The sequence below is a fragment of the Fulvivirga ulvae genome, assembly GCF_021389975.1.
GTDB lineage: Bacteria > Bacteroidota > Bacteroidia > Cytophagales > Cyclobacteriaceae > Fulvivirga > Fulvivirga ulvae.
In genome coordinates this window covers 5911860-5932978 of the sequence record NZ_CP089981.1, presented here as the reverse complement: position 1 = coordinate 5932978, position 21119 = coordinate 5911860, and the positions used below count along the sequence as shown (strand labels likewise).

General features: G+C 40.8%; 18 protein-coding genes. 15 read left to right on the top strand and 3 right to left on the bottom strand.

All coding sequences use genetic code 11. The annotated features are described in order from the left end of the window. The first annotated feature begins 74 nt into the window (after positions 1-74). The 8 genes from LVD17_RS24885 (at position 75) to trmB (ending at position 10111) form a co-directional block, all read left to right on the top strand. Positions 75-3134 carry a tetratricopeptide repeat protein gene (locus LVD17_RS24885; RefSeq protein WP_233762466.1) on the top strand — a complete coding sequence of 1020 codons (3060 nt, stop codon included), beginning with the start codon at positions 75-77 and terminating at the stop codon, positions 3132-3134. A 41-nt stretch (positions 3135-3175) separates the two neighbouring features. Beyond that, complete coding sequence (locus tag LVD17_RS24880; RefSeq protein ID WP_233762464.1) at positions 3176-4834, top strand: TonB-dependent receptor; 1659 nt, start codon at positions 3176-3178, stop codon at positions 4832-4834. 146 nt (positions 4835-4980) lie between these two features. Then, on the top strand, positions 4981-5826 hold the full coding sequence (locus tag LVD17_RS24875; protein ID WP_233762462.1) for a hypothetical protein: 846 nt from the start codon (positions 4981-4983) through the stop codon (positions 5824-5826). Position 5827: 1 nt separating this feature from the next. After that, positions 5828-6514, top strand: a complete 687-nt coding sequence (locus LVD17_RS24870; RefSeq protein WP_233762460.1) for a MotA/TolQ/ExbB proton channel family protein — start codon at positions 5828-5830, stop codon at positions 6512-6514. A gap of 106 nt (positions 6515-6620) precedes the next feature. Then, positions 6621-7010: an ExbD/TolR family protein gene (locus LVD17_RS24865; RefSeq protein WP_233762458.1), complete on the top strand. Its 390-nt coding sequence runs from the start codon at positions 6621-6623 to the stop codon at positions 7008-7010. A gap of 8 nt (positions 7011-7018) precedes the next feature. Next, complete coding sequence (locus LVD17_RS24860) at positions 7019-7900, top strand: hypothetical protein (RefSeq protein WP_233762456.1); 882 nt, start codon at positions 7019-7021, stop codon at positions 7898-7900. Positions 7901-8016: 116 nt separating this feature from the next. Then, positions 8017-9330: a bifunctional folylpolyglutamate synthase/dihydrofolate synthase gene (locus tag LVD17_RS24855; RefSeq protein ID WP_233762454.1), complete on the top strand. Its 1314-nt coding sequence runs from the start codon at positions 8017-8019 to the stop codon at positions 9328-9330. A gap of 118 nt (positions 9331-9448) precedes the next feature. Then, positions 9449-10111 (top strand): tRNA (guanosine(46)-N7)-methyltransferase TrmB, encoded by a 663-nt coding sequence (gene trmB / locus LVD17_RS24850; protein ID WP_233762452.1) that lies wholly within the window; start codon positions 9449-9451, stop codon positions 10109-10111. 643 nt (positions 10112-10754) lie between these two features. Here the strand turns inward: trmB and LVD17_RS24845 are convergent. Next, positions 10755-10937: a pinensin family lanthipeptide gene (locus LVD17_RS24845; protein ID WP_233762450.1), complete on the bottom strand. Its 183-nt coding sequence runs from the start codon at positions 10935-10937 to the stop codon at positions 10755-10757. Positions 10938-11216: 279 nt separating this feature from the next. Between LVD17_RS24845 and LVD17_RS24840 the strand changes: the two genes are divergently transcribed. The 4 genes from LVD17_RS24840 to LVD17_RS24825 are packed head-to-tail and all read left to right on the top strand — an operon-like array spanning position 11217 to position 13922. Continuing rightward, entirely contained in the window at positions 11217-11843 is a 627-nt protein-coding gene (locus tag LVD17_RS24840; protein WP_233762447.1) for a hypothetical protein, read from the top strand. 4 nt (positions 11844-11847) lie between these two features. After that, positions 11848-12495 (top strand): hypothetical protein, encoded by a 648-nt coding sequence (locus LVD17_RS24835; protein WP_233762445.1) that lies wholly within the window; start codon positions 11848-11850, stop codon positions 12493-12495. A gap of 28 nt (positions 12496-12523) precedes the next feature. Next, on the top strand, positions 12524-13288 hold the full coding sequence (locus LVD17_RS24830; protein WP_233762442.1) for a sensor histidine kinase: 765 nt from the start codon (positions 12524-12526) through the stop codon (positions 13286-13288). Further along, on the top strand, positions 13281-13922 hold the full coding sequence (locus LVD17_RS24825; RefSeq protein ID WP_233762439.1) for a response regulator transcription factor: 642 nt from the start codon (positions 13281-13283) through the stop codon (positions 13920-13922). The genes LVD17_RS24830 and LVD17_RS24825 overlap by 8 nt, the downstream gene beginning before the upstream one ends. A 203-nt stretch (positions 13923-14125) precedes the next feature. Here the strand turns inward: LVD17_RS24825 and LVD17_RS24820 are convergent, their stop codons facing one another. Further along, entirely contained in the window at positions 14126-14563 is a 438-nt protein-coding gene (locus LVD17_RS24820) for a hypothetical protein (protein ID WP_233762437.1), read from the bottom strand. A gap of 306 nt (positions 14564-14869) precedes the next feature. Here LVD17_RS24820 and LVD17_RS24815 point away from each other — a divergent pair, with 306 nt between their 5' ends. The 3 genes from LVD17_RS24815 to LVD17_RS28745 all read left to right on the top strand — a co-directional run bounded on the left by LVD17_RS24815 (position 14870) and on the right by LVD17_RS28745 (position 18531). Beyond that, a complete protein-coding gene (locus LVD17_RS24815; RefSeq protein ID WP_233762435.1) occupies positions 14870-17857 on the top strand; it encodes a S8 family serine peptidase in 2988 nt (995 codons plus the stop codon). A gap of 304 nt (positions 17858-18161) precedes the next feature. Then, positions 18162-18380 (top strand): pinensin family lanthipeptide, encoded by a 219-nt coding sequence (locus LVD17_RS24810; protein ID WP_233762433.1) that lies wholly within the window; start codon positions 18162-18164, stop codon positions 18378-18380. Positions 18381-18417: 37 nt separating this feature from the next. Then, positions 18418-18531, top strand: coding sequence for a pinensin family lanthipeptide (locus tag LVD17_RS28745; protein ID WP_370688777.1), 114 nt, complete (start codon positions 18418-18420; stop codon positions 18529-18531). 163 nt (positions 18532-18694) lie between these two features. Here LVD17_RS28745 and LVD17_RS24805 read toward each other — a convergent pair whose 3' ends face one another. Then, complete coding sequence (locus LVD17_RS24805) at positions 18695-21109, bottom strand: carbohydrate-binding protein (protein WP_233762431.1); 2415 nt, start codon at positions 21107-21109, stop codon at positions 18695-18697. Between the last annotated feature and the right edge of the window lie 10 nt (positions 21110-21119).

Genomic DNA, 21119 nt, shown 5'->3' with positions numbered 1-21119 from the left:
TAAATAACTTTTTGTAATTGTTTCGTTTATAGAGAAAGCTTGTCTTTTTATTATCAAAAAAGAATAACAAATAGATGCGATTAAAATATAGTCTTGTGTTTCTTGCTTTCATAAGCATTTCCGCATGGAGCCAGAACACAGTATACCAATCTGAATCAAATACACTCTTCAGAAAAGGCCTTGAATTGCTGGATAAATCGGACTATACTGCCGCCAGGGAGAGTTTCGAGCGATTTGTAGAACAATCTGATGATGATATTCGGAAAATTGATGCAGAGTATTACATAGCCTTTAGCGCTCTAAGCCTTTACCATAGTGACGGAGAAAAGCTTATAGAGGACTTTATACGTAAACACCAGAACCATCCCAAAGCTGCTGTTGCCTATCTTGAGTTAGGTAATTTTTACTTTGCGCAGAAGAATTATAATAAAGCAGTAAAATACCTTTCGAAAGTTAACCTCTCTTTGGTTACCGAGAAGCAGCGACAGGAAACCCGTTTTAAGCTAGGTTATGCTCACTTTAGTCAGCAGGAATTCAATGAAGCATTAAATTACTTTAATGTACTCAAAAGGCAGACTACCCCATATGCAGCAGCATCGAGCTACTATGCCGGCTATATTGAGTATGAGAATGGTGAATACGACAAAGCCATAGCAGACCTTGAAAGAGCAGAGCAGAGCGAAGCTTATAAATCAGTAGTCCCGGGGATGATAGCCAATGCCTATTATAAGCAGAAACGATACGATGACCTCATTGCGTATAGCAAAAAGGTTTTGGCTGCTTCCGGAAGTGTCAATCAAAAGGACTTTTATTTGCTTACGGCAGATGCCTATCTTAATAAAGGGAATTTTAAGCAGGCAGCGGAATACTATGCCCTGTATAACGATCAGATCAATAACCCATCCGCTGACATACGCTATCGTGCAGGATATGTTAATTATCGGTTGGGAAATAACGAAGAGGCTATAAACAATTTAAAGCATGCGGCTTCCGACCGTGACAGTATAGGAATATACGCCTCGTATTATTTAGGTATACTCTATTTGAAGGAGGGAAACAAGCTTTATGCGCTTACAGCATTTGATAATGCAAGAAAGAACAAAATAAGTATGAACTTACGGGAAGAAGGAGCTTATCAGTACGGAAAGATCAATTATGACCTGGGGCGTTCTGAAGATGCTATTGAAGCTTTCCGGTTGTTTATAACCAATTACCCGAAGAGCAGTCATATTGATGAGGTAAATGACCTGCTTTCAGAAGCCTATCTCAACAGTAATAATTATAACCTTGCCATCGAGCATATTGAAAATATGCGGTCCATGAATAAAAGCATGGAGAAGGTATATCAAAAAGCAACTTATTTCAAAGGAGCAGAGCTTTTTAATAAGGGTGATTACCGCCAATCAATAGATTTGTTTAAAAAGTCTCTGAAACACCCCATAGATCCTGAGTATGTATCTATGGCCAATTTATGGGCTGCTGAGGCGTATTCGGTAGGGCAGAGGTACGAAGAGGCCATTGGACATTATCAGGCCATTATTGGTAACCCCTATGCAAGAAGCTCTTCCTCTGGTCTGAAGGCAAGGTATGGGCTTGGATATGCCTATTATAATACAAAGGCGTACGGTAAGGCATTGGTACATTTCAAAGAGTATGTCACTCAGCTTGAGCCGGCAAACGATAAATTATACTATGACGATGCTTTGTTGCGACTGGCGGATTGCTACTACGTATCCAAATCATATGATAACGCACTAAGGTATTATAATCAGGCCATTAAGTTTAATAAGGTAGATAATGATTATGCACAGTTACAGGCAGGGATTGTATTGGGTATTCAGGGAAATGTGGCTTTGGCCGGAGAGCGATATGATTTCATCATTAATAACTATTCGCGGTCAAGATATTATGATGATGCCTTGTTTCAGAAAGCCCAGTTGAATTTTGAGAAAGGACTTTATGAAGAGGCGGTTAACGGTTTTTCCAGTTTGATTTCTCAGCGATCTTCGAGTCAGTATACGCCGTATGCGTATATGAGAAGAGCTTCTTCCTATTACAACCTGAAGCAATATGACAAATCTATAAGCGATTACAAGAAAATACTGGATACATATCCAACACACTCAATAGCTTCCGAAGTGCTATTACCCTTGCAGGAAGTGCTTAATATTCAAAACAAGTCAGCTGAATTTGAGGGCTATCTAACGCAATTCAAAAAGGCAAACCCTGAGAAAAAAGGAATTGAAAATGTGGAGTTTGAAACTGCCAAAAACCAATATTTTAACCTTGATTATCAGAAGTCTATTGCTTCATTCAGGGACTATGTCCGCAATTACCCTGACAACCCAAAGGTGCCGGAGGCAAAGTATTATATAGCAGAGTCATATTATCGCTTAAGCGAGTTTGACAAAGCACTTGAAGTGTATAATGACCTTTTGGCAAAAGGCACGTCTAATCAGTTAAGCCGTATTATTCATCGAATTGCCGAAATCGAATACAGGGCAGGCAGGTATGAAAATGCAGCCTATTTCTACTATCGTTTGGTTAGTGCCGCGAACAGTAAAAAGGAACAGTATTACGGTTGGGCCGGACTGATGGAATCTTACTATCTCCTTGGAAAATATGATTCAACAAACCATTATGCTAACATTATTTTGGAAAAAGGTAATGTAAATATCAGCTCGCAGAATAAGGCATCTCTTTATTTGGGTAAGGCTGCCTATGCAAAGGGCAATTATGAAGATGCCAAAGACGAATTTTTGAATACGCTCAATACGGCTAAAGATGAACATGGCGCGGAAGCTCAATATTTATTGGGACAAATATTTTACAACAACAAGCAATATCAACAGTCAGTAGAAGCTCTTATAGAGATTAATAACAGCTTTAATATTTATGAAGAATGGGTAGGAAAGGCCTATCTGTTGCTGGCAGATAATTACGCGGCTTTGGGGGATTATTTTCAGGCCAAAGGTACACTGAAATCGATTATTGAAAACTTTCCTTTGGAACATATCCGTATGAAGGCTAAAGCTAAGCTAATAGAAATAGAACAGATGCAGAAGACCAAAGATAGTAGTAAAATTGATGAATCTGATAGTTTAACTATTGATATAAAAGATATTGAAAATTAATAACTTAAGTGTTTGTTATAGATAAAATCTATCACTGAAAAATGAGATATTTTGAAAGATATATAGGGGCAATTTTACTGTTAGCTCCGCTTACATTGTCCGCTCAGGATGGATGGGAAAACGATGGCGAGATTGAAAATGTAGAGATAGAGATCGTTAAGGACCGTGAGATCAAATTACCTGCTGCAAGCCGAAATTTTGAGAAAATCCCTCCGACAACCGTTGATGTGGGAAAACAGGAAATCGAATACTTTTATAACAATATAAACTTTGACCTGCCTGACCTGAATGTAAGGGTGAGGCCTTTGAGAATTAAGGATGAGCGATTGTCTAAGCTTTATGGTAATTATGTAAAAGCAGGATTTGGTAACTATACCACTCCATATGTTGAGGGTTTCTTTAATAGTAAAAGGAGTAAAGAATATAGTTATGGAGCACACTTTAATTACTTACATTCTAAGAAAGGGCCGGTGGATGATGATAACTCAGGGTCTGGTAAAATAGATGTTGACCTGTTTGGAAAGTACTTTACTAAAAAGGCTACTTTCAGCGGCGACATAGGCTTTAACCAAAGACTGTATCATTTTTACGGATATCCTGAAGGGCAAGAGGTGGATTCAGATACACTTAAGCAATTCTATAACAATTATTACCTCAAAGGTAGTGTGTCGAACACCGAGGAGAAGTCTGATTTCAAATATAATACCGGAGTGAGGTTTGATTATTTGAAGGATAACAGGGATGCCTCAGAAACTGATGCACAACTCAATATTAAGCTGGAGTATGCGCTAAGTGATCAGTCGTTTGTCAGGCTTGGCGCAGACCTGGAAACTATTAACAGGGAGGATGACCTTGTGGAGAAAGACGCCCGTAATTTATTTCGTTTAAGGCCTGCATTCGGATTTGAGTATGAAGGGTTTAAAATTGAAGCAGGTTTTAATGCAGTTTATGAAAATGATACGCTGGGTGATTCGGATAAAATGCATTTTTATCCAACCGCAAAGGCGAGCTATCCTTTGTCGGAAAGTGTAGAGTTGTATGCAGGTATTGGTGGTGACATTAAAAAGAATACATTAAAAACCTTTTCAGAGGAAAATCCCTTTGTAGATGCTAACATCAATATTTACCATACAAATAAAACATTTGATTTATATGGAGGGATTAATGGTAAATTAAGCAGTAAACTTGGCTTTGGAGCAGGCTTTAGTGCGGCCAACTATAAAAACATGTATTACTTTATTAACTCACCTGCTGATCAGTCCAAGTTTGATGTTATATACGATACCGGCAACACCGCAGTATTTAATATTTTTGGTCAAATAAGCCTCAATACAGAAGAAAGGTTCAGGTTAACTGCCAGGGGCGATTATTGGGGTTATGCAGTGGATGAAGTTGAAGAAGCCTGGCACAAGCCAAATTATAAGATATCATCTCTGGCCAGTTATAATTTGTTCGATAAATTTCTTTTTACTGCGGAAGCATACGCTATGGGAGGAATTATGGCCAGGGATACGGAAACAGGAGATGCTGTAAAACTTGATGCACTTTTTGATCTTAATTTTAAAACCGATTATCTGGTGTCAGACCAGGTATCTGTTTTCCTGCAATTCAATAATATCTTTTCAAAAGAATATGAGGTTTACTACCATTATCCGTCACGGGGGTTGCAGTTTATGGCAGGTCTGACTTATAGTTTTTAGCCTATTTAGTAGATTTTAAATGAATTAATATTCCTATATTGGGAGTATTGTAGCAAAATGATAGTTTGTATCGTGTAGTTTGCCACAGTGAAAAATTAAATTATTTTTGTAAGACCAAGTTTAAGGCAACTATTAAAAATTCAACCATGGCTAAGAAAGATAAAAACGACGAGATAGAAGATAACGATAATATAAATAAAGGTTCAGGGGATGATTTTAACGAAGCGGATGATAGTTTTGGTTTGCCCGATGTAGATTATCAACCACTGGACAGGGATGAGGATACCCCGGATGAAGAGGAAAATACAGAGGAGCCTGAGTCTGATCAGACTTATTCATATACTGAAACGGAAGATTCTTATACGCAGGAAGACTCGTACACCCAAGAGGACGAGCCAGATGATTATTCCAGTACCTATGAAGAACCACATGTGGAGTCGGAAAGTGCTTATGTGCCAGGAAGTTATAAGCCTCCAAAAGATAATTCAATAATGCCAAAAGTTCTGGCTTTGGTATTTGTGCTATTACTTGCAGGAGCAGCTGTTTGGTGGTTTGGCTTTTATCAGCCGGCCAGGGAAGCTGAACAAAAAGCTAAACTGGAGCAGCAGAAGCGAATGGAAGAGCAGAAGCAACGGGAGGCCGAAGCCCAAAGAGAGCGTGAGAGGCTTGAGCGTGAGCAGGCGCAGCGGGAGGAGGAAGCCCGGTTAGCGGCAGAAGAAGCGGAACCTAAAATTGGTAATATCGAAACAATTTCTTCACGAACAGGCCGTTACTATGTAGTAATTGCTAGTGCTATTGATGAAGACCTGGCCATGGACCATGCCAAAAAGCTGAGTAAGGGAGGTGTAAGTACAACCATAATAGAACCTTTTGGAAACAGTAAATTTCATAGAATAGCGGTAGAAAACCATGATACCTGGGCTGCAGCAGAAGCATCTGCAACAGACCTGAGAGGTCAGTATGGTGATGGTGTTTGGGTAATTAAATATTAATATGATTTTAGCGATATTAGCGCAGATTACAACTAGCGTAGATACATCCGGAGTGAGCGAAGAACTCAAATCCGAATCAGTTCTGGACCTCCTTTTTAAAGGAGGTTTTATGATGATACCCCTTCTGATCCTGTCGATTGCGGCAGTTTATATTTTTGTAGAACGTGTACTTACCATAAACAAAGCATCCAAAACCCCGGAAGCGTTTATGGGGAAGATCAGGAGCATGGTTGAGAAAGGTGATATCAGTGGAGCCAAAGTACTTTGCCATGAATATGATTCACCGACTGCCAGAATGATTGAAAAGGGCATATCAAGGATCGGCAGCCCGCTAAAGAATATTGAGGTGAGTATCGAAAATGTAGGTAAAATTGAGATTTTTAAGTTAGAGAAAAACCTCTCATTACTGGCCACAATTTCAGGATCGGCTCCTATGCTGGGGTTTCTTGGAACTGTAATTGGTATGATCGATGCATTTATTGCTATCGCCAATGAAGAAGGCTCTGTAAGTCCCAAGTTACTTTCAGAAGGTATTTACACAGCTATGGTTACCACTGCGGCAGGTTTGTTTGTAGGCATACTGGCTTACCTGGGATACAACTATCTCGTTACACGCGTTCAAAAAGTGGTGCATAAAATGGAGTACAGTTCTGTAGACTTTATTGACCTCTTACAGGAGCCGAGATAGATCATTGTTCACATTATCACGGGACTCGGCTGGTATGTACAGATGAAACTGATGACTAAAGAGCCGCTGACTCGGAATTATAGCTGAGAACCAAGAAATTGAAAAAATGGCATTAAGATCAAAACATACAGTAGAGCCAATGTTCAGCATGTCATCCATGACTGACATCATATTTTTGTTGCTTATATTCTTTATGCTTACTTCATCTTTCATTACTCCATCAGGTTTGCCGGTCAACCTGCCCACCAGCCGGGCATCTACGGTAGAACTCCAGAAGGTTTCGGTGACTATTACCAAAAACCTGGATTATTATGTGAATGATAAGAAGGTGAGTAAAGGAATGCTGGAAGGGGAACTAAAAAGCAAGTTAAAAGGTACTGATGGTGTGGTTGTACTACATATCGACGAAAGTGTGCCAACACAGCACTTGGTTAATGTAGCAGGTATTGCCACAGCCCTTGAGGCTAAGGTATCTATAGCAACAAAACCGAATTAAATAAACCCATGGAAGAGCGGGAAGAAGAAAAAAGAAACAGAAAAGTAGGCATAATGGTTTCAGCAGGCTTGCATGCGCTTTTGCTTATCGCATTCTTGTTTATTCTAGCCTGGCGAGAGCCTGATCCACCTCTTCCTGAGTATGGCATTGAATTAAATTTTGGGACAAGCGAGGTGGGAACCGGCGAAGTACAACCTGACAGGCCCGCAGAAACTACCGATAGTGAAGAAGAAGCCGCTCCCGAAGAAGTGCCGGAGGAAGCAGAGTTAGAGCCTGTCGAAGAAAGCCAGCCCGAGCAGATGTCAGAACCCACCGAAGAGGTAGTAGAAACCACTACCAACACACAGCAGAGCCCGCAGGTTGTGCCTGATGTGAAAGAGGAAGTTAAGAAGCCCGAGGTAAAGGAAGAAAAGAAGGAGGAGAAAAAACCGGAGACCAAACCTGTTGAAACCAAAGACCCTGTAAAGCCCGCGTCAGGAGCCAGAGGAACTGATGGGGAGAGCAATAAACCCCAGAATACCAGTCATGGTGATAACGTAGACAGTGAAGGCGATAAAGGAGATGAAAGGGGTACACTGGATTCACGGGCGCTTTATGGAAACGCCGGAGGCGGAGGAGGCTCCTCTCTGGAAATGACCGGCTGGATGTGGGATTTTAAACCAAAGCCAAATGATACTTCAAATGAAAATGGACGTATCGTATTTGAGATTAGAATTGATGATATGGGTGAAATTATTTCGGTGCGTACTCTTGAGCGCAGCGTAAGCCCGGCGGTGGAAAAAGTTTACAGGGCAGAGGTGGAAAAACTTACTTTCAGCAAAACTTCCGGTAGCGCCATTGTAGCCCCCGTGTCAACCGGTAAAATTACTTTTGTTATCAAATCAAAATGATTTTCTTATCCTGACTAATGTTCTGGATATACCATGAAACCCTTTAAGATAGTTGTAAAGGATTGCTTTTCAAGTAAGGGAAATTTGCATATTTGCGGCTTTAGAGGTGAGCCCGTATGTCTGACATAAATAAATACTCCAATACATATTTTTCCAGCTATCAGCAGGTGCTGGATTACATGTACACGCAGCTTCCAATGTTCCAAAGGATTGGCGGAGCTGCTTTTAAAAAGGACTTAACAAATACCCGGGCCCTTTGCCGGTATTTAAGTTACCCTGAGCATCAGTTTAAATCTATACATATTGCGGGTACTAACGGGAAAGGAAGCAGCTCTAATTATCTGGCAGCTATACTGCAATCCGCAGGGTACAAAACAGGTTTGTATACTTCTCCGCATCTGAAAAATTTTACTGAACGGATAAAGGTCAATGGGATGGAGATCCCTGAAGACAGGGTAATAGACTTTATGAACAGGGTGTACCCCTTTATAGAAGAACACCATCCATCATTTTTCGAGCTTACAGTTGGAATGGCATTTGACTGCTTTGCTGTAGAGAAAGTCGATATTGCCGTGATTGAAGTTGGTATGGGAGGCAGGCTTGATTCCACTAATGTGATCATTCCGGAAGTATCTTTGATTACCAATATCAGCGCTGACCATATGCAGTGGCTCGGCAACACACTTCAGGAAGTTGCTACAGAAAAAGGGGGTATCATAAAGGACCATATACCTGTGGTTATTAGCGAAAAACAAGAAGGGATATCTGACGTGTTTGAACATATTTCGGCAGAGCGGCACGCTGATCTGTATTTTGCCGGAGATAGCTACACTGCCGGTTTTGATCAGGCCGGTGATCTTATAATATACTCCGAAAGTAATAAGCTAATTTCATTAAATATACAGCCAGCCGGCTACTATCAAACTAAAAATATACCAGGGGTCTTAAAGGTCATAGATATATTGCGGACCAGAGGTTTTGAAATCAAACCGGAACACATTAAGCAGGGAATTGAAAATGTAAAATCAATAACAGGCCTGAAAGGAAGATGGCACGTATTGTCTACCTGTCCTATGGTGGTTTGTGATGTTGGACATAATAAAGCAGGTGTTGAATTTATTATTAACCAGATAGCCTCAACACCCCATAAGGATCTTTATATGGTTTGGGGAGCTGTAAATGATAAGGACATTTCTGATATATTAACGATACTCCCAAAAGAGGGGCACTATTTCTTTTGTCAGGCCGACATACCAAGAGCGCTGGAGGCAGAGAAATTACATGATGCGGCTGCCGGGTACGGGTTGAAGGGTGAAGTAGTTAAAAACGTGAACGAGGCCATATCTATAGCAAAAGCCCAGGCAGATCATAACGATCTCATATTTGTTGGAGGAAGTACCTTTGTTGTTGCCGAAATAGCTGACCTGTAAGGATACACCTATTATGGATAGCCTTGGCTTAGTTATCCAGTTTCAAAAACACCATCTTCTTTTAATAATTTAATAGTTACCTTTGCAGCCTTATTTGAGCAAATGCATAGAAATAACTATGAGTAGACAAAAGATGGCACGTTTTGCAGAAAATGCAAAACGAGATAATGTGATAGAACCCGGCAAGGAGATCATTGAGAACATAAAGGGAAACTGGCATGAGAGATGCTTTAAAAATAGTAACGATATTACGGTAGAACTTGCCTGTGGAAGAGGAGAATATACCATTGGTATGGCCCGCATTTTTCCAGAAAAGAATTTCATAGGGGTTGATCTTAAGGGAGACAGAATATGGAAAGGAAGTGGCATCGCCTTAGAAGAAGGGCTTACCAACGCAGCCTTTTTAAGAGTGCATATCCTTGAACTGCTCAATTATTTTGAACCCGGCGAATTGTCAGATATATGGATAACATTCCCTGATCCCAGGCCTAAAGACAGAGATGAGAAAAGAAGGATTACCCACCCTCGATTCCTTGATCTTTATAAAGCACTTATCAGACCCGGAGGCAACGTGTTTTTCAAAACTGACAATACTGGTCTTTTTGAATATACCCTTGAGGTACTAAAAGATCGCAACGATATAGAGGATCTGGTTTATACATTTGACCTGTACCATTCTGAGCTTAAACCGGAGTGTTATGATATACGCACAAGGTACGAGCAAAAGTTCAACGAACTTGGGCATGATATTAAATACATGCGTTTTAAGTTTAAGTCCTAAATACTTTTTCAGGTCGTGATAAAAATCGTAGCTTTGCTGCAAGTCTGCAGGGTGGATATGTTTTTTAAACCTAACATTAAAAACAATACCGAGTGAAGCCTTTGACCTAGGCCAGGCCTCATCCCGACTTGTCGGGACCTCGTTCTTTGGAGCAGGTTAACAGTGGAAGGCCGAAGTTAGCGGGCAGCTCAAATCCTGTCTTATCTGGGGTTTAAATAAACCTTCTGATGCCCTGTGGACTTTTTATATCCTTTACATTACATTTAATGTAGATAAACTAAGCTTAATCTCGATCTGGAAAACAGACTTAAAGTTCAATTCCGGAATGTTGGTTAATGTAAATGCTCCTTACATGCTCTCGCAAAGCCCTGTTTAAGATAGTTCCATTGGTTCTAATCATAATCTTATAGCTCCAATATCAAATAATAACACCAAGGAGCAGTGTCAAAGAGATATTAACAGGAATTTTCTGGAAGTAGCTAAGGGGTAGATAAAAAGGGATGAATTTGACCATCTTGTTTAGGTTTAAGTACGATGGCCAAATTCGGTTTAGGTGATCAGGGTTTACTATGGTTAGTTAAAGACCTCTTCTGGCGCCTTTTAGGTATAAGGCTGGTTAGTACCAGAGAGATAATTCAATTTTTCAGCACGAATCGTCGCTGCAAATCTGTGCTCCTTGCGATAAACACGCAATTTTAACAGATGCACTGCCCCCGCAAAGGAAGCCGGTAGCTCCTCCTTTGGCAATTTCAGATGCCTCATCATTCAGACGTGTAATGAAACTTTGAACTTTCAAATCTTCAAGTTTTATTTTCTTATCCTTCATAATTATAAATAGTTTTTAGTTGGTTTTAGCATGGGCGCCAAGTTAGGAAATAAGATGTGGGAAGTGTAACAAGTTTGGGGTTTAGACTTACTCGTGTAAGGTATTCGTAAAAAATGCAAAATAATTGCACTTTATTGGATCACTTCTGGCTTTACGCTAAGTGGGGAAAATCACCCTTTTTGCATCAAATGATTATACCTCTATCAGTATTTTTTATAATTTCATTTTTGATTTTATAAAATTAATAAAATCGCCTAACCTATTTAAACAAGTAAAACCATGAAAAGAAACGTAAATAGACTGATCCGGGTGTCGTCTGTAATGTTAATACTGTTAATAGTAAATGGCTGCGAGAAAAGGCCTGACGATGGACCGGGTGGAGAAAAACCGAAGGAAACAATAACACTGGAGCGAGCGCATGCCATGTTTGAAGCGTACCAGGGACGTTTTGATGTAGTTACGGAATTTAGAGGTGGCAGGGAAGATGCCAGATACGGGTGGCATTCACTGGAATTTTACGAGAATTACATAGCTTACCTCAAGCATGCGTCCAGAAAAGCCGGTATAAAAGTATCGGGTATCAGAATGTACTATGTGGCATACCCTGAAGATGACACAGCAGGGAAACATAGAGGCTATCAAACTTACATCTATGTACCGACATACTATGATAAGAAGTCAGGAGATCACATTGCATTTGACCCTCTGCATATAGGTGATGACGGTGTGCCGTTGCCAATTCATGATATTATAGTAAACGGAAAGAAAAGGTCTTCAGACAAAGCCGGTGCAGAAGCAGCCACCATGGCACGTTCTGTAGAAGGGACAGAAAGCTCGGTCGCCAATATGGGAGAGATGTGCGAGCCTAACTGCCCGTCAAAAGAAATAGGAACACAATCTAATTAAATAAATGACACTATTTGGGCTGATAAAATTTCTTGAGCTTATAACCGCCATAATCGGCTCAGTATATTATAAAAAGTACTCTCATACATTTTTGAGGTACTTTTTACCTCTTTTATGGCTGATCACCCTGGTAGAGTTTACCATGTGGTTTCTTAAGATCTATGAGGTGAGTATACAGAATAACTTTGTTTATAATTTGTTAACCTCTGTTCAATACATCTACCTTTTTTTGCTTTACCACCGTACTGTAAAATCAAAAAAATATAAATCATGGATACTGGCCTTTCTGATTATATTTCTTATTTCTACTACCATAAACTTTGCGTGGCTCGACAAGTTGATGACTACATCCGCATTCTCTTCTTACACTTTTACGTTAGGAGCTGTTTTTCTGATTGCTTCAATAGGCTTATTTTTAGTGGAGATATTGAATACAGATAAGGTACTTTACTTCCAAAAGTATCTTATGTTTTGGATAAGTGCGGGCCTCGCATTCTATTACACTGCCATCATTCCATATATTATAAGCCTACATTTTCTTCCTACGTTTCGCAATTCAGATAAATGGAACTTTATTATCTTTACTTTAAACCTGGTGATGTATGGTTGCTTTTGTGTTGGTTTTATCATAAGTAAGAAATTGTCCGATTAAGCACCGGAAGAAGCCTGAAGGAAAGGTTATGGAGCAAGATGTTGTTTTAGTGGCCACAATTACACTGATCGTTTTAGTTGTGATCATTATCATTCTATTCGGAACATTCCAGGCTAGAAAAAACAAGTATATTCAGGCGGAAAAAAAGTTTGAAGAGGAAATCGCCAAATCGCAGATGGAAATCCATGAACAGGCCCTTAAAAACATGGGATGGGAACTCCATGATAATATCGGGCAGCTACTTTCCGTAGCCCGTATGCAACTCAACATACTGCAAGCTAAATTACCGGATGGCCATAAGGAAGAAACAGTTGATGTAAGTGAGATTTTGGGTGATTGCCTGAAGGAAATAAGATTGCTATCCAAAACACTAAATCCTGATATAATCAGAGAGATGGGGCTTGTCCGGTCTATAGAACTTGAGCTGGAGCGATTTAATAAACTTAATTTTCTAAAGGCAAAACTTTCGGTGCAGGGAGAGGAGTATATGGTGCCTCAAAAGGACGGCATAATTTTGTTTAGAATATTACAGGAGTTTTTTTCCAACGTAATTAAACACTCCAAAGCACAACATTTGGATGTAAATTTAGAATATTCAGCAAATAAATTATTAATTTCAGCTAAGGATGACGGAATCGGCTTTGACTACGAAGAAGTCATTAAAGGGGCGGGGCTGATTAATATGAAAAGCCGTGCAAAACTTATCGGTGCTGAGTATAATATGGTGTCAGCAAAAAACAAAGGAGTCGAGTTAATTCTGGAATATAACCTAACGCAGAAAAGCTATGCATGATTACTCTGTTGTAATTATTGATGATCACTTGCTGTTTGCCCAGGCTCTGGAGAATCTGGTAAACACTTTTGACAATTTCAAGGTCCTGTACCAGGTGAACAATGGAAGAGAATTGCTTACGCACCTTGAAAAGGATGAAATAGCTCCTGATATTGCCCTGATGGATATTAATATGCCTGTGCTTAACGGTATTGAAACCATGCATATGCTTAATAAAGACCATCCGGATATTAAAGTACTGGCATTATCTATGGATGATGATGAAGGTACCATCATTAAAATGCTAAGGGCCGGTGCCAAAGGTTATTTGCTTAAGGATATTCACCCGCAGACATTTCATGGTGCGCTGAATGACGTGATCCATAAAGGTTTCTACTACTCGGAAAAGATCACAAGCACTGTTTTGAGTTCTTTACACAAGGCTGAGGCTCCGGAAGTTATTTTAAAAGACAGAGAGATAGAGTTCCTGAAACTGGCCTGTACCGAAAAAACTTATAAAGAAATAGCCGGTGATATGTTTCTTAGTCCTAAAACAATTGATGGGTACAGGGAGTCATTATTTGAGAAGCTTCAGGTGAAGAGCCGGGTCGGTCTGGTGCTTTATGCTATAAAACACGACCTGTACAAAATTTAAATATGAAGTTAATCCCTTTATTCTGCAGTTCACCAGCTATTTAGTGGTTTGGACGTGGGCAGCTTTCAGGGTTACTAAAGAAGTTCTACCTTAGTATCAATTAAAGCCAACTATAGACAACGAAAATCCCCTTAGGACAAGGTCCTTTGGGGATTTTTGTTTTGTAAATTGTTAGATGATCGCATAAAGACCATATAATAACTTTATATATTGCGGATAATATGCTTATTGATGTAAAGCATTAAAAGCTTATCCTGAATCAAAAATAACTTATCATATGCCCATTTCACCTCATCTGAGTTAAGCAGCTCCCCATCTAGCAAATGTGCTCTCACCTGATTTTTTGGAAAACCACACAGGGCATCAATACCGCTTTCTGCCATAACTTCCCGAATAAATTTAGTAGTATCTTTTGTGCTCCATGATTCATACCCTTCATAAGATCCATCATAATCCAGATATTCTGTTTCTTCCTCAGACATGTAGATAAACTCATCCCAGAATTCTATGCCTTCCGAAGTTAAGTAGGGTTTAATATTCTCAAGCAGCTCCAATATTTCAGATTCTTGTTTATTAGCAGCATATATAGGTATGGAAATATGACTTACCTTTTCAAGGTGTTTTTTTAGCTCATTGTTCATGGCAAAACTACTCTTAAGAATGTACGGGCTAAGATAGATAATTTATATCTAAATGTCTCTTTTTAAATAAGTTAAAAGGCAATGCTCTTTTGTTTTTATTATTAATAAAATAATATTATTTATAATTAATAATAAAAATATACTGTTATAATAGGGGAATTTTCCCTTTTATTTCGGGTTCTTTTCCTCTGTTGTACCGCAGGGCCGCATGTTAATTTTGAATCATAAAAACCAACGAATCGATTCGAAACAGCGGATTCTGAAAAGCTGAAACAGAGTAAGAACTTAACCAAATATCATCTAACCATGCAACCTAAACTACTTATTCGACAAATAGGGCGGTACTGGAATGTGGACCGGGTGCTGAAACTGGCATTCCTGGTCTGCATCCTTTTAACATCAACATCACTGGCCTTTTCCCAGAAGTACTTCTACTACTACAATGGAGAGAAGCAGCCTTTGGAACTCAATACCAATTACGTATATCTTGTGCTACAATCAGATATTCCTGATTCCAACCAGTTAAGTGCTCTGGTGGATAAGGATGTGCAGATTACAAAATTTAGCCTGGATAACTCTGCACAAACACTGAAAGCCGTGGGCAACTACAAAGCTTCATCAGAGTATTGGGCAGAACTAAAATTGAAGTCGGACATGTCTTCAGAGGAGTATCTGACATACTTAAAAGCGCTTGAAGCACAGGAAAGTATTAAAATTGCTACTCCCTATTTTAAAAACAAGGAGGAAGAAAAGATCGGTCTGTCCAACTACTTTTATGTTAAGCTCAAAAGTAAGGATGACTTTGCCCGTTTGGATAAAATGGCGCGGGAGATTGGTGTAGCAATCGTAGGGCAGAATAAATTTATGCCTTTATGGTATACTTTAAAGTGTACCAAGGACTCCAAATTTAATGCGCTTGAAACGGCAAACCGGTTTTATGAATCAGGGGTGTTTGAGCATGCCGAACCAGACCTAATGGTGGATGAGCTTCCACATACTCCAAATGACCCATTATACGGAGATCAGTGGGGGCTTAACAATACAGGACAATATGGAGGAGCAGGTACTGATATGCAGGTTGAAGATGCCTGGGAATTAACTAAAGGAAGCAGGGATGTGATAGTAGCTGTTTTGGATCAGGGATTTGAGATGAACCACCCTGAATTACAGGGTAATACATTTGGCACTGGCTTTGATACCGAGTCGGGAACAACTCCAGCTTTGGTGTTGGGTAGCCATGGTACAGCCTGTGCCGGTATTATAGGAGCAAGGGACGATAATAACACGGGTATCAGTGGAGTAGCCCCGAACGTGAGGTTAATGTCCGTAAGTAACTCATTGGCAGGAACACCTAACTCAAGACAAAAAAGAGCTGATGGTATCAACTGGGCATGGCAAAATGGTGCTGATGTGATAAGCAACTCATGGGGCTCAGGAGTGCAGTATGCCATTATTGATAATGCGATCACCAACGCACTTAATAATGGACGTGGAGGGTTAGGTACTATTATTCTGTTCTCTGCTGGCAATGGAAATGGTAACGTAAGCTATCCGGCGAATAGTAACCCTGATATCATTGCCGTGGGTGCAATGAGTCCATGCGGAGAAAGGAAGAGCCTTACCTCTTGTGATGGAGAAGGCTGGGGAAGCGATTTTGGAGCTCAACTGGATGTAGTTGCTCCTGGAGTACTGGTTTCTACTACTGACAGGCAAGGCTCTGCCGGCTATAACAATGGTGTAGCCATACACCCCAACCTTGGAGGAACCCTGGTAGCTAATGATTATGCTGACCAAAACCATACAATTTGGTTTAACGGTACTTCAGCTGCATGCCCTATGGTAGCTGGTGTAGCTGCACTGGTATTATCAGTTAATCCATGTCTCACTCATGATGAAGTAGAAGATATCATCGAACAATCAGCGCAGAAAGTTGGTGGATATGCTTACGTCAATACTTTTGGCAGGCCTAATGGTACCTGGCACAACGAAATGGGCTATGGACTGGTAGATGCTGAAGCGGCGGTCCAACTTGCCCAACAAATGCTTCCTGATAACGGTGATTTTGATATCTATGCCAAAGACAGACCCTTTGATATTGGTAATGAGCCTAATCCGGATAATGGGCCAATGTGGATCAGCGAGGATATATGGGTACGTCAAAACCTTGATGGTGGTGGGGCACATCAAAATCCTGAATTCAAATTATTCTCTCCTAACGGTGTATATGTCAAAATACGCAACAAGAGCAGTGTAACCAGCGATTGTGCCAACTTGTCTTTATATTTCTCAAAGGCATCTACCGGCCTTGTATGGCCAAATCACTGGATCAATTACTCGCTTTCAGGAGTTTTGAATGGTGATAAGATCAATACGGTTTCCATACCTCCGATAGCTCCGGGTGGTTCTTATACGGTTGAAATACCCTGGTATCCGCCAAATCCGGGAGATTTTGTAAATGACATACACCATTTCTGTTTGCTGGCCAGAATTGAGTCACCTGCTGACCCGATGTTCAGTGAGCTTAGCGGAGTTGGCGTAAGTGGTAATGTAAAAAAGAATAATAACATTGTATGGAAGAATGTCCAGGTATACAACAATGATTTTGATGGCTTCACAAGTTTATACGTAAGAGGAACTGAGAGAGGATGGAGCAAGATCGATCTGTCGTTTTGGGACAGAGGTTTTGAGGATAAAATAGATAAACCATTCTTTGACAGAGGAGGGGAGATCAGAGTAAAAGTAGACCCTGAATTCTTCGAAAGAATAAAAGAAGCTGATTTGCAAGAGGTTAAAATTATAGATGATAACATGCTTTATATTGCTTCTCCAAAGGCGCGTATTTCTGGTATTCCGATATATAGTAAGGAGACATTCTCAGTGCATTTTGCCTTTGGTGTAGATGTTGGGGAGGGAGAAGAGGTGATCCTTGATGTATTACAGCAAAATACTGAAAAGCGAACATTGGAAGGCGGTGAGCGCTTTGTAATCACCAATACCAGGAAAGGACAATTCGATAAGTTAAAACTGGATGTGAAAAAGGACAATCTGGTATATCCTAACCCTGCTGACGGCGAGATATATCTCAAATACGAAGTGTTGTCAGATGACAGCGAAGTTGAGATCTCCATTTACAACATCCTGGATGCACAGCAGTCTATGAAATTGTTTAGCGGTAAAATCCACCGAGGCGAGCGATTTGAGAAATATGACGTTCACAAATTGAAGAAAGGAGTTTATATACTTCAACTGAAAGTGGGTGATAAAGTAACTACCGAAAGGGTGGTGATTGAGTAATAAGTGACCGGTTTTTGGTCAAATGTAATCGTGAATAGTTAAATGTAATAAATAGTTAGTTTTCATTCTCAGGTTCAGAACTGCCGTAAATCAGCTATGCTGTGGGCAGTTCTTTTTATTATGTCCATGAATAAGAACCACGATGGTAGCTAAAAAGTAAATGTAAAATGCGCTGGGTGATATTCCCCCATTATTCTGGGTAATTTTCCTCTGTTTTTCCAGCATCAGAAAGTCTAATTTTAAATAGATAATACAAGTCAACACTAGTATTGTTTAATTGTTTAACCCAAAACCCAAAAAGACGATGAAAAAGTTAGATTTAGTCAATTTGAGAGTAACCAGTTTTATAACAGAATTGAAGAGCCATGAAAAACAAACTGTTCATGGAGGAATAGATCTTGAACCACGGGAACCTACTTTCGGATGCCCTTCCAATGGAGTGAGTTGTTTGCCTCCAAGAAGTAAGGGATGTTTCAGTGAGGGGCCAGGCCAATGTACATTGGATGGAGAGTTCGTTGGCTGATCTGCGTGATTCTTGAAATTTAAACTAATGCGTCAATATGAAAGCCAAAAATTTGAACTTAATTCAAATTTCTATTAAGAGTTTTGTTACTCATTTTGAAAATAGTAATAATGGAAAAACTTTAAAAGGCGGAGTAGGGCGTCGGAGATAGTTTACACGGCTTCCGGTGTATGCATATGTGCTACGGAGGTTGTGAAACACAGGTAGTGTACGATTTTATACAGGCCTGCCTTATAAAATTGTAGCTACGAAAAAGGCCGTTTCAGAGTGTGGGTCACTCGAAACGGCCTTTGTCTTTGCTTTATAAATTCATCTTAATTTACTGACTTCACTATTCTTTTAACCAGCCTGGTTTTATCCATCTCTATTTCAAACAGATATACTCCCTCTTTTAAGTTTGAAATATCAATAGGTTCATTACTGCTTATAGAAGGTAACTCGATGACAGTCTGACCCAAAGTATTCACTATTCTACCTTTGGCCTTGTCTCCTGCAAATGAGACACTTATAGTGTTACTAGCAGGGTTCGGGTATATTACCGGATCTGCCTTTAAGGTCTCTGAGCTTACCAGCTCTTTGGTGCTGCTTTGGTTAAGTGCTGATCCCTGGCGGGTTATCCTGATCCAGTTAATGTTCCACCCGCCTGCCTGGGCATAGATTCCAAATGGGTAAGTTCCCGCATTTACGTTTACAGTATGTGAAATGGTCGACCAGGTTTGCCATCCGCCGGTATTGGGAATGTCGAGTTCACCAAGTATTGTAGCACCCGCATTCAGGTCAGCAGACAAGCGTCCTCCGCCACTGGCACTGGCCACCCGGTATTCGATAAGGTACGTACCCGAAGAAGGGAAATTGATGCCATTGTAGGCTATCCAGTCGCCTTGTTCGATCCAGCCTACATTCTGGCCGCCTTCCGAGCAGTTTTCCAGTTGTACGCCCGACATGGAGCTGTAGCTTTCTGCTTCTATGACCGAACTTGAGGCTACCCTTGAAACTACAATAGAGCTGATCTCATCATTGAAACCTTCATTGACCAGGCAGTTATCATCACCTGTTTTTACCAGGGAGCTTCCCTGAAAGTTATTGTCCCAGTACAAAGTAGCCTGATAGCCTGATTGTACCCTGATGGACGAGGCATCGTCATTGACCAGTCCACGTGCCTGCAAGTCGGCCAGTGTATAGCTGCCCTCTCCAAGGCCTACAGCATAACCTCCATACGAGCAATCCTGATAAAGTGTGACCACTCCACCGGAACTGCCGGGAGGGATGGTGCCGGAAATCCAGAAGCTGCCCAGAGAGGCGTAATCGGAATAACCATTGGTAGAAGGATTGCCTGCTCCGGTACCATCTACGGAAATATAATAAGTGCCGGCACCAAGGTAAGCTTCCAAACGAGTGTTAAGGCCACCTCCGTTAAAAGTACCTATCTGGTTTCCGGTAGAGCCTTCATAAAGCCTGACCAGTACATCCAGGTCACCATGCCTGCCTACTGTGTTGATGTCCAGATATACGTTACCTGTGCCACAGGTAAAACGGAACATGTCCTGGTCACCGGTCCTTTCAATGATGCCATATTGCATATCAATGTTACCGGCAGCATTGTTGGAGATGTTGGTAGCAGAACTGAAGTTGTTGCCATGGTCGTCACCTCTAAAGCCCACATACCCAGCCATAATGCTGAGGTCATTTTGAGTATTATTTGCATAAGCATACTCACCTCGACTCCATTGGGTAATTGGCTTGTAATAGCCTACACCCATAATGGGAGCCCAGTCTCCATGCCCGGCAAAGTAACCTTCGTTGGGGTTTGTTCTTCCGTCGTGACCCAGGCCAAGTGTGTGGCCAATTTCATGTGAAGCTGCCTCACCTCCGGCTTTTCCGGAAAGGATGAACACCCAGCAAGGCCAATCCTGATAGCCAAAAGCACCCACGAAAGCCACACCACCTGCACCGGGGGCAGCATTATTAGTGGGGGTGAATACACATCTTTGCCTTCTGTTTTGCGGGTAAGAGTCATATACTGCCTGGCTGGTGGTAATATTAACATTGAACGGACGAAAATCTTCACTGATAAGGTCCCAGGCCTCTTGTATCTGAGCATCAGACATACCTGAATGTGCAGCATTCAGCGAATTACCATTAATCCATCCTGTCCCGGGAGGCAGGTAATAACCATCAAAGTCCAGGAGCACGCAGCCATAAGCGCCAGGCAAACTTTGCAAGTCATAAACACTGGCTGCCACCTCAAAATTGGATTGTGTCTCAGCCGCATCTGGCACCTTGGAGGCAGACTTTGCAGGATATTCAATACATAGCACTTTATCTATGTCTTTTTGGTGAATATAGGCTCTGCCACTGGCGTCCGAGAAATATTCATAAGCCAGCTTTTGGTCTTTTAAAACAATGTTTCCGCGCAACTCACCATTTACAAGTTTGATGTAAAAGCTACTGTTTTTGATGTTGTCCACATCACCAACCAGCGTGAACTCACTTCCGCTTTCACTTTGATACTCCACATTCAATTCGAGTTGGTTTTGCGGGGTTTGTACTGTAATGAGCGGATTTGTCCGGCTTTGGCTGGTGCCTTTGGTCACTTTTTCCTCAAGTGATTGTTGAAAGGCTTTGAGGCTTCCGAGGTCAATGGCATCATTTTTTTGCTGCCCGTGGGCATACCACCCTATACTCAGCCATGCCAGGGTAATAATTGAAATTTGTTTTAGTTTTTTCATTGGTTTATTG

Excerpts from the sequence above, each read along its gene's own strand:
- LVD17_RS24885 (WP_233762466.1), top strand. The coding sequence starts at position 75 with ATGCGATTAAAATATAGTCTTGTGTTTCTTGCTTTCATAAGCATTTCC.
- LVD17_RS24880 (WP_233762464.1), top strand. The coding sequence starts at position 3,176 with ATGAGATATTTTGAAAGATATATAGGGGCAATTTTACTGTTAGCTCCG.
- LVD17_RS24875 (WP_233762462.1), top strand. The coding sequence starts at position 4,981 with ATGGCTAAGAAAGATAAAAACGACGAGATAGAAGATAACGATAATATA.
- LVD17_RS24870 (WP_233762460.1), top strand. The coding sequence starts at position 5,828 with ATGATTTTAGCGATATTAGCGCAGATTACAACTAGCGTAGATACATCC.
- LVD17_RS24865 (WP_233762458.1), top strand. The coding sequence starts at position 6,621 with ATGGCATTAAGATCAAAACATACAGTAGAGCCAATGTTCAGCATGTCA.
- LVD17_RS24860 (WP_233762456.1), top strand. The coding sequence starts at position 7,019 with ATGGAAGAGCGGGAAGAAGAAAAAAGAAACAGAAAAGTAGGCATAATG.
- LVD17_RS24855 (WP_233762454.1), top strand. The coding sequence starts at position 8,017 with ATGTCTGACATAAATAAATACTCCAATACATATTTTTCCAGCTATCAG.
- trmB (WP_233762452.1), top strand. The coding sequence starts at position 9,449 with ATGAGTAGACAAAAGATGGCACGTTTTGCAGAAAATGCAAAACGAGAT.
- LVD17_RS24845 (WP_233762450.1), bottom strand. The coding sequence starts at position 10,937 with ATGAAGGATAAGAAAATAAAACTTGAAGATTTGAAAGTTCAAAGTTTC.
- LVD17_RS24840 (WP_233762447.1), top strand. The coding sequence starts at position 11,217 with ATGAAAAGAAACGTAAATAGACTGATCCGGGTGTCGTCTGTAATGTTA.
- LVD17_RS24835 (WP_233762445.1), top strand. The coding sequence starts at position 11,848 with ATGACACTATTTGGGCTGATAAAATTTCTTGAGCTTATAACCGCCATA.
- LVD17_RS24830 (WP_233762442.1), top strand. The coding sequence starts at position 12,524 with ATGGAGCAAGATGTTGTTTTAGTGGCCACAATTACACTGATCGTTTTA.
- LVD17_RS24825 (WP_233762439.1), top strand. The coding sequence starts at position 13,281 with ATGCATGATTACTCTGTTGTAATTATTGATGATCACTTGCTGTTTGCC.
- LVD17_RS24820 (WP_233762437.1), bottom strand. The coding sequence starts at position 14,563 with ATGAACAATGAGCTAAAAAAACACCTTGAAAAGGTAAGTCATATTTCC.
- LVD17_RS24815 (WP_233762435.1), top strand. The coding sequence starts at position 14,870 with ATGCAACCTAAACTACTTATTCGACAAATAGGGCGGTACTGGAATGTG.
- LVD17_RS24810 (WP_233762433.1), top strand. The coding sequence starts at position 18,162 with ATGAAAAAGTTAGATTTAGTCAATTTGAGAGTAACCAGTTTTATAACA.
- LVD17_RS28745 (WP_370688777.1), top strand. The coding sequence starts at position 18,418 with ATGAAAGCCAAAAATTTGAACTTAATTCAAATTTCTATTAAGAGTTTT.
- LVD17_RS24805 (WP_233762431.1), bottom strand. The coding sequence starts at position 21,109 with ATGAAAAAACTAAAACAAATTTCAATTATTACCCTGGCATGGCTGAGT.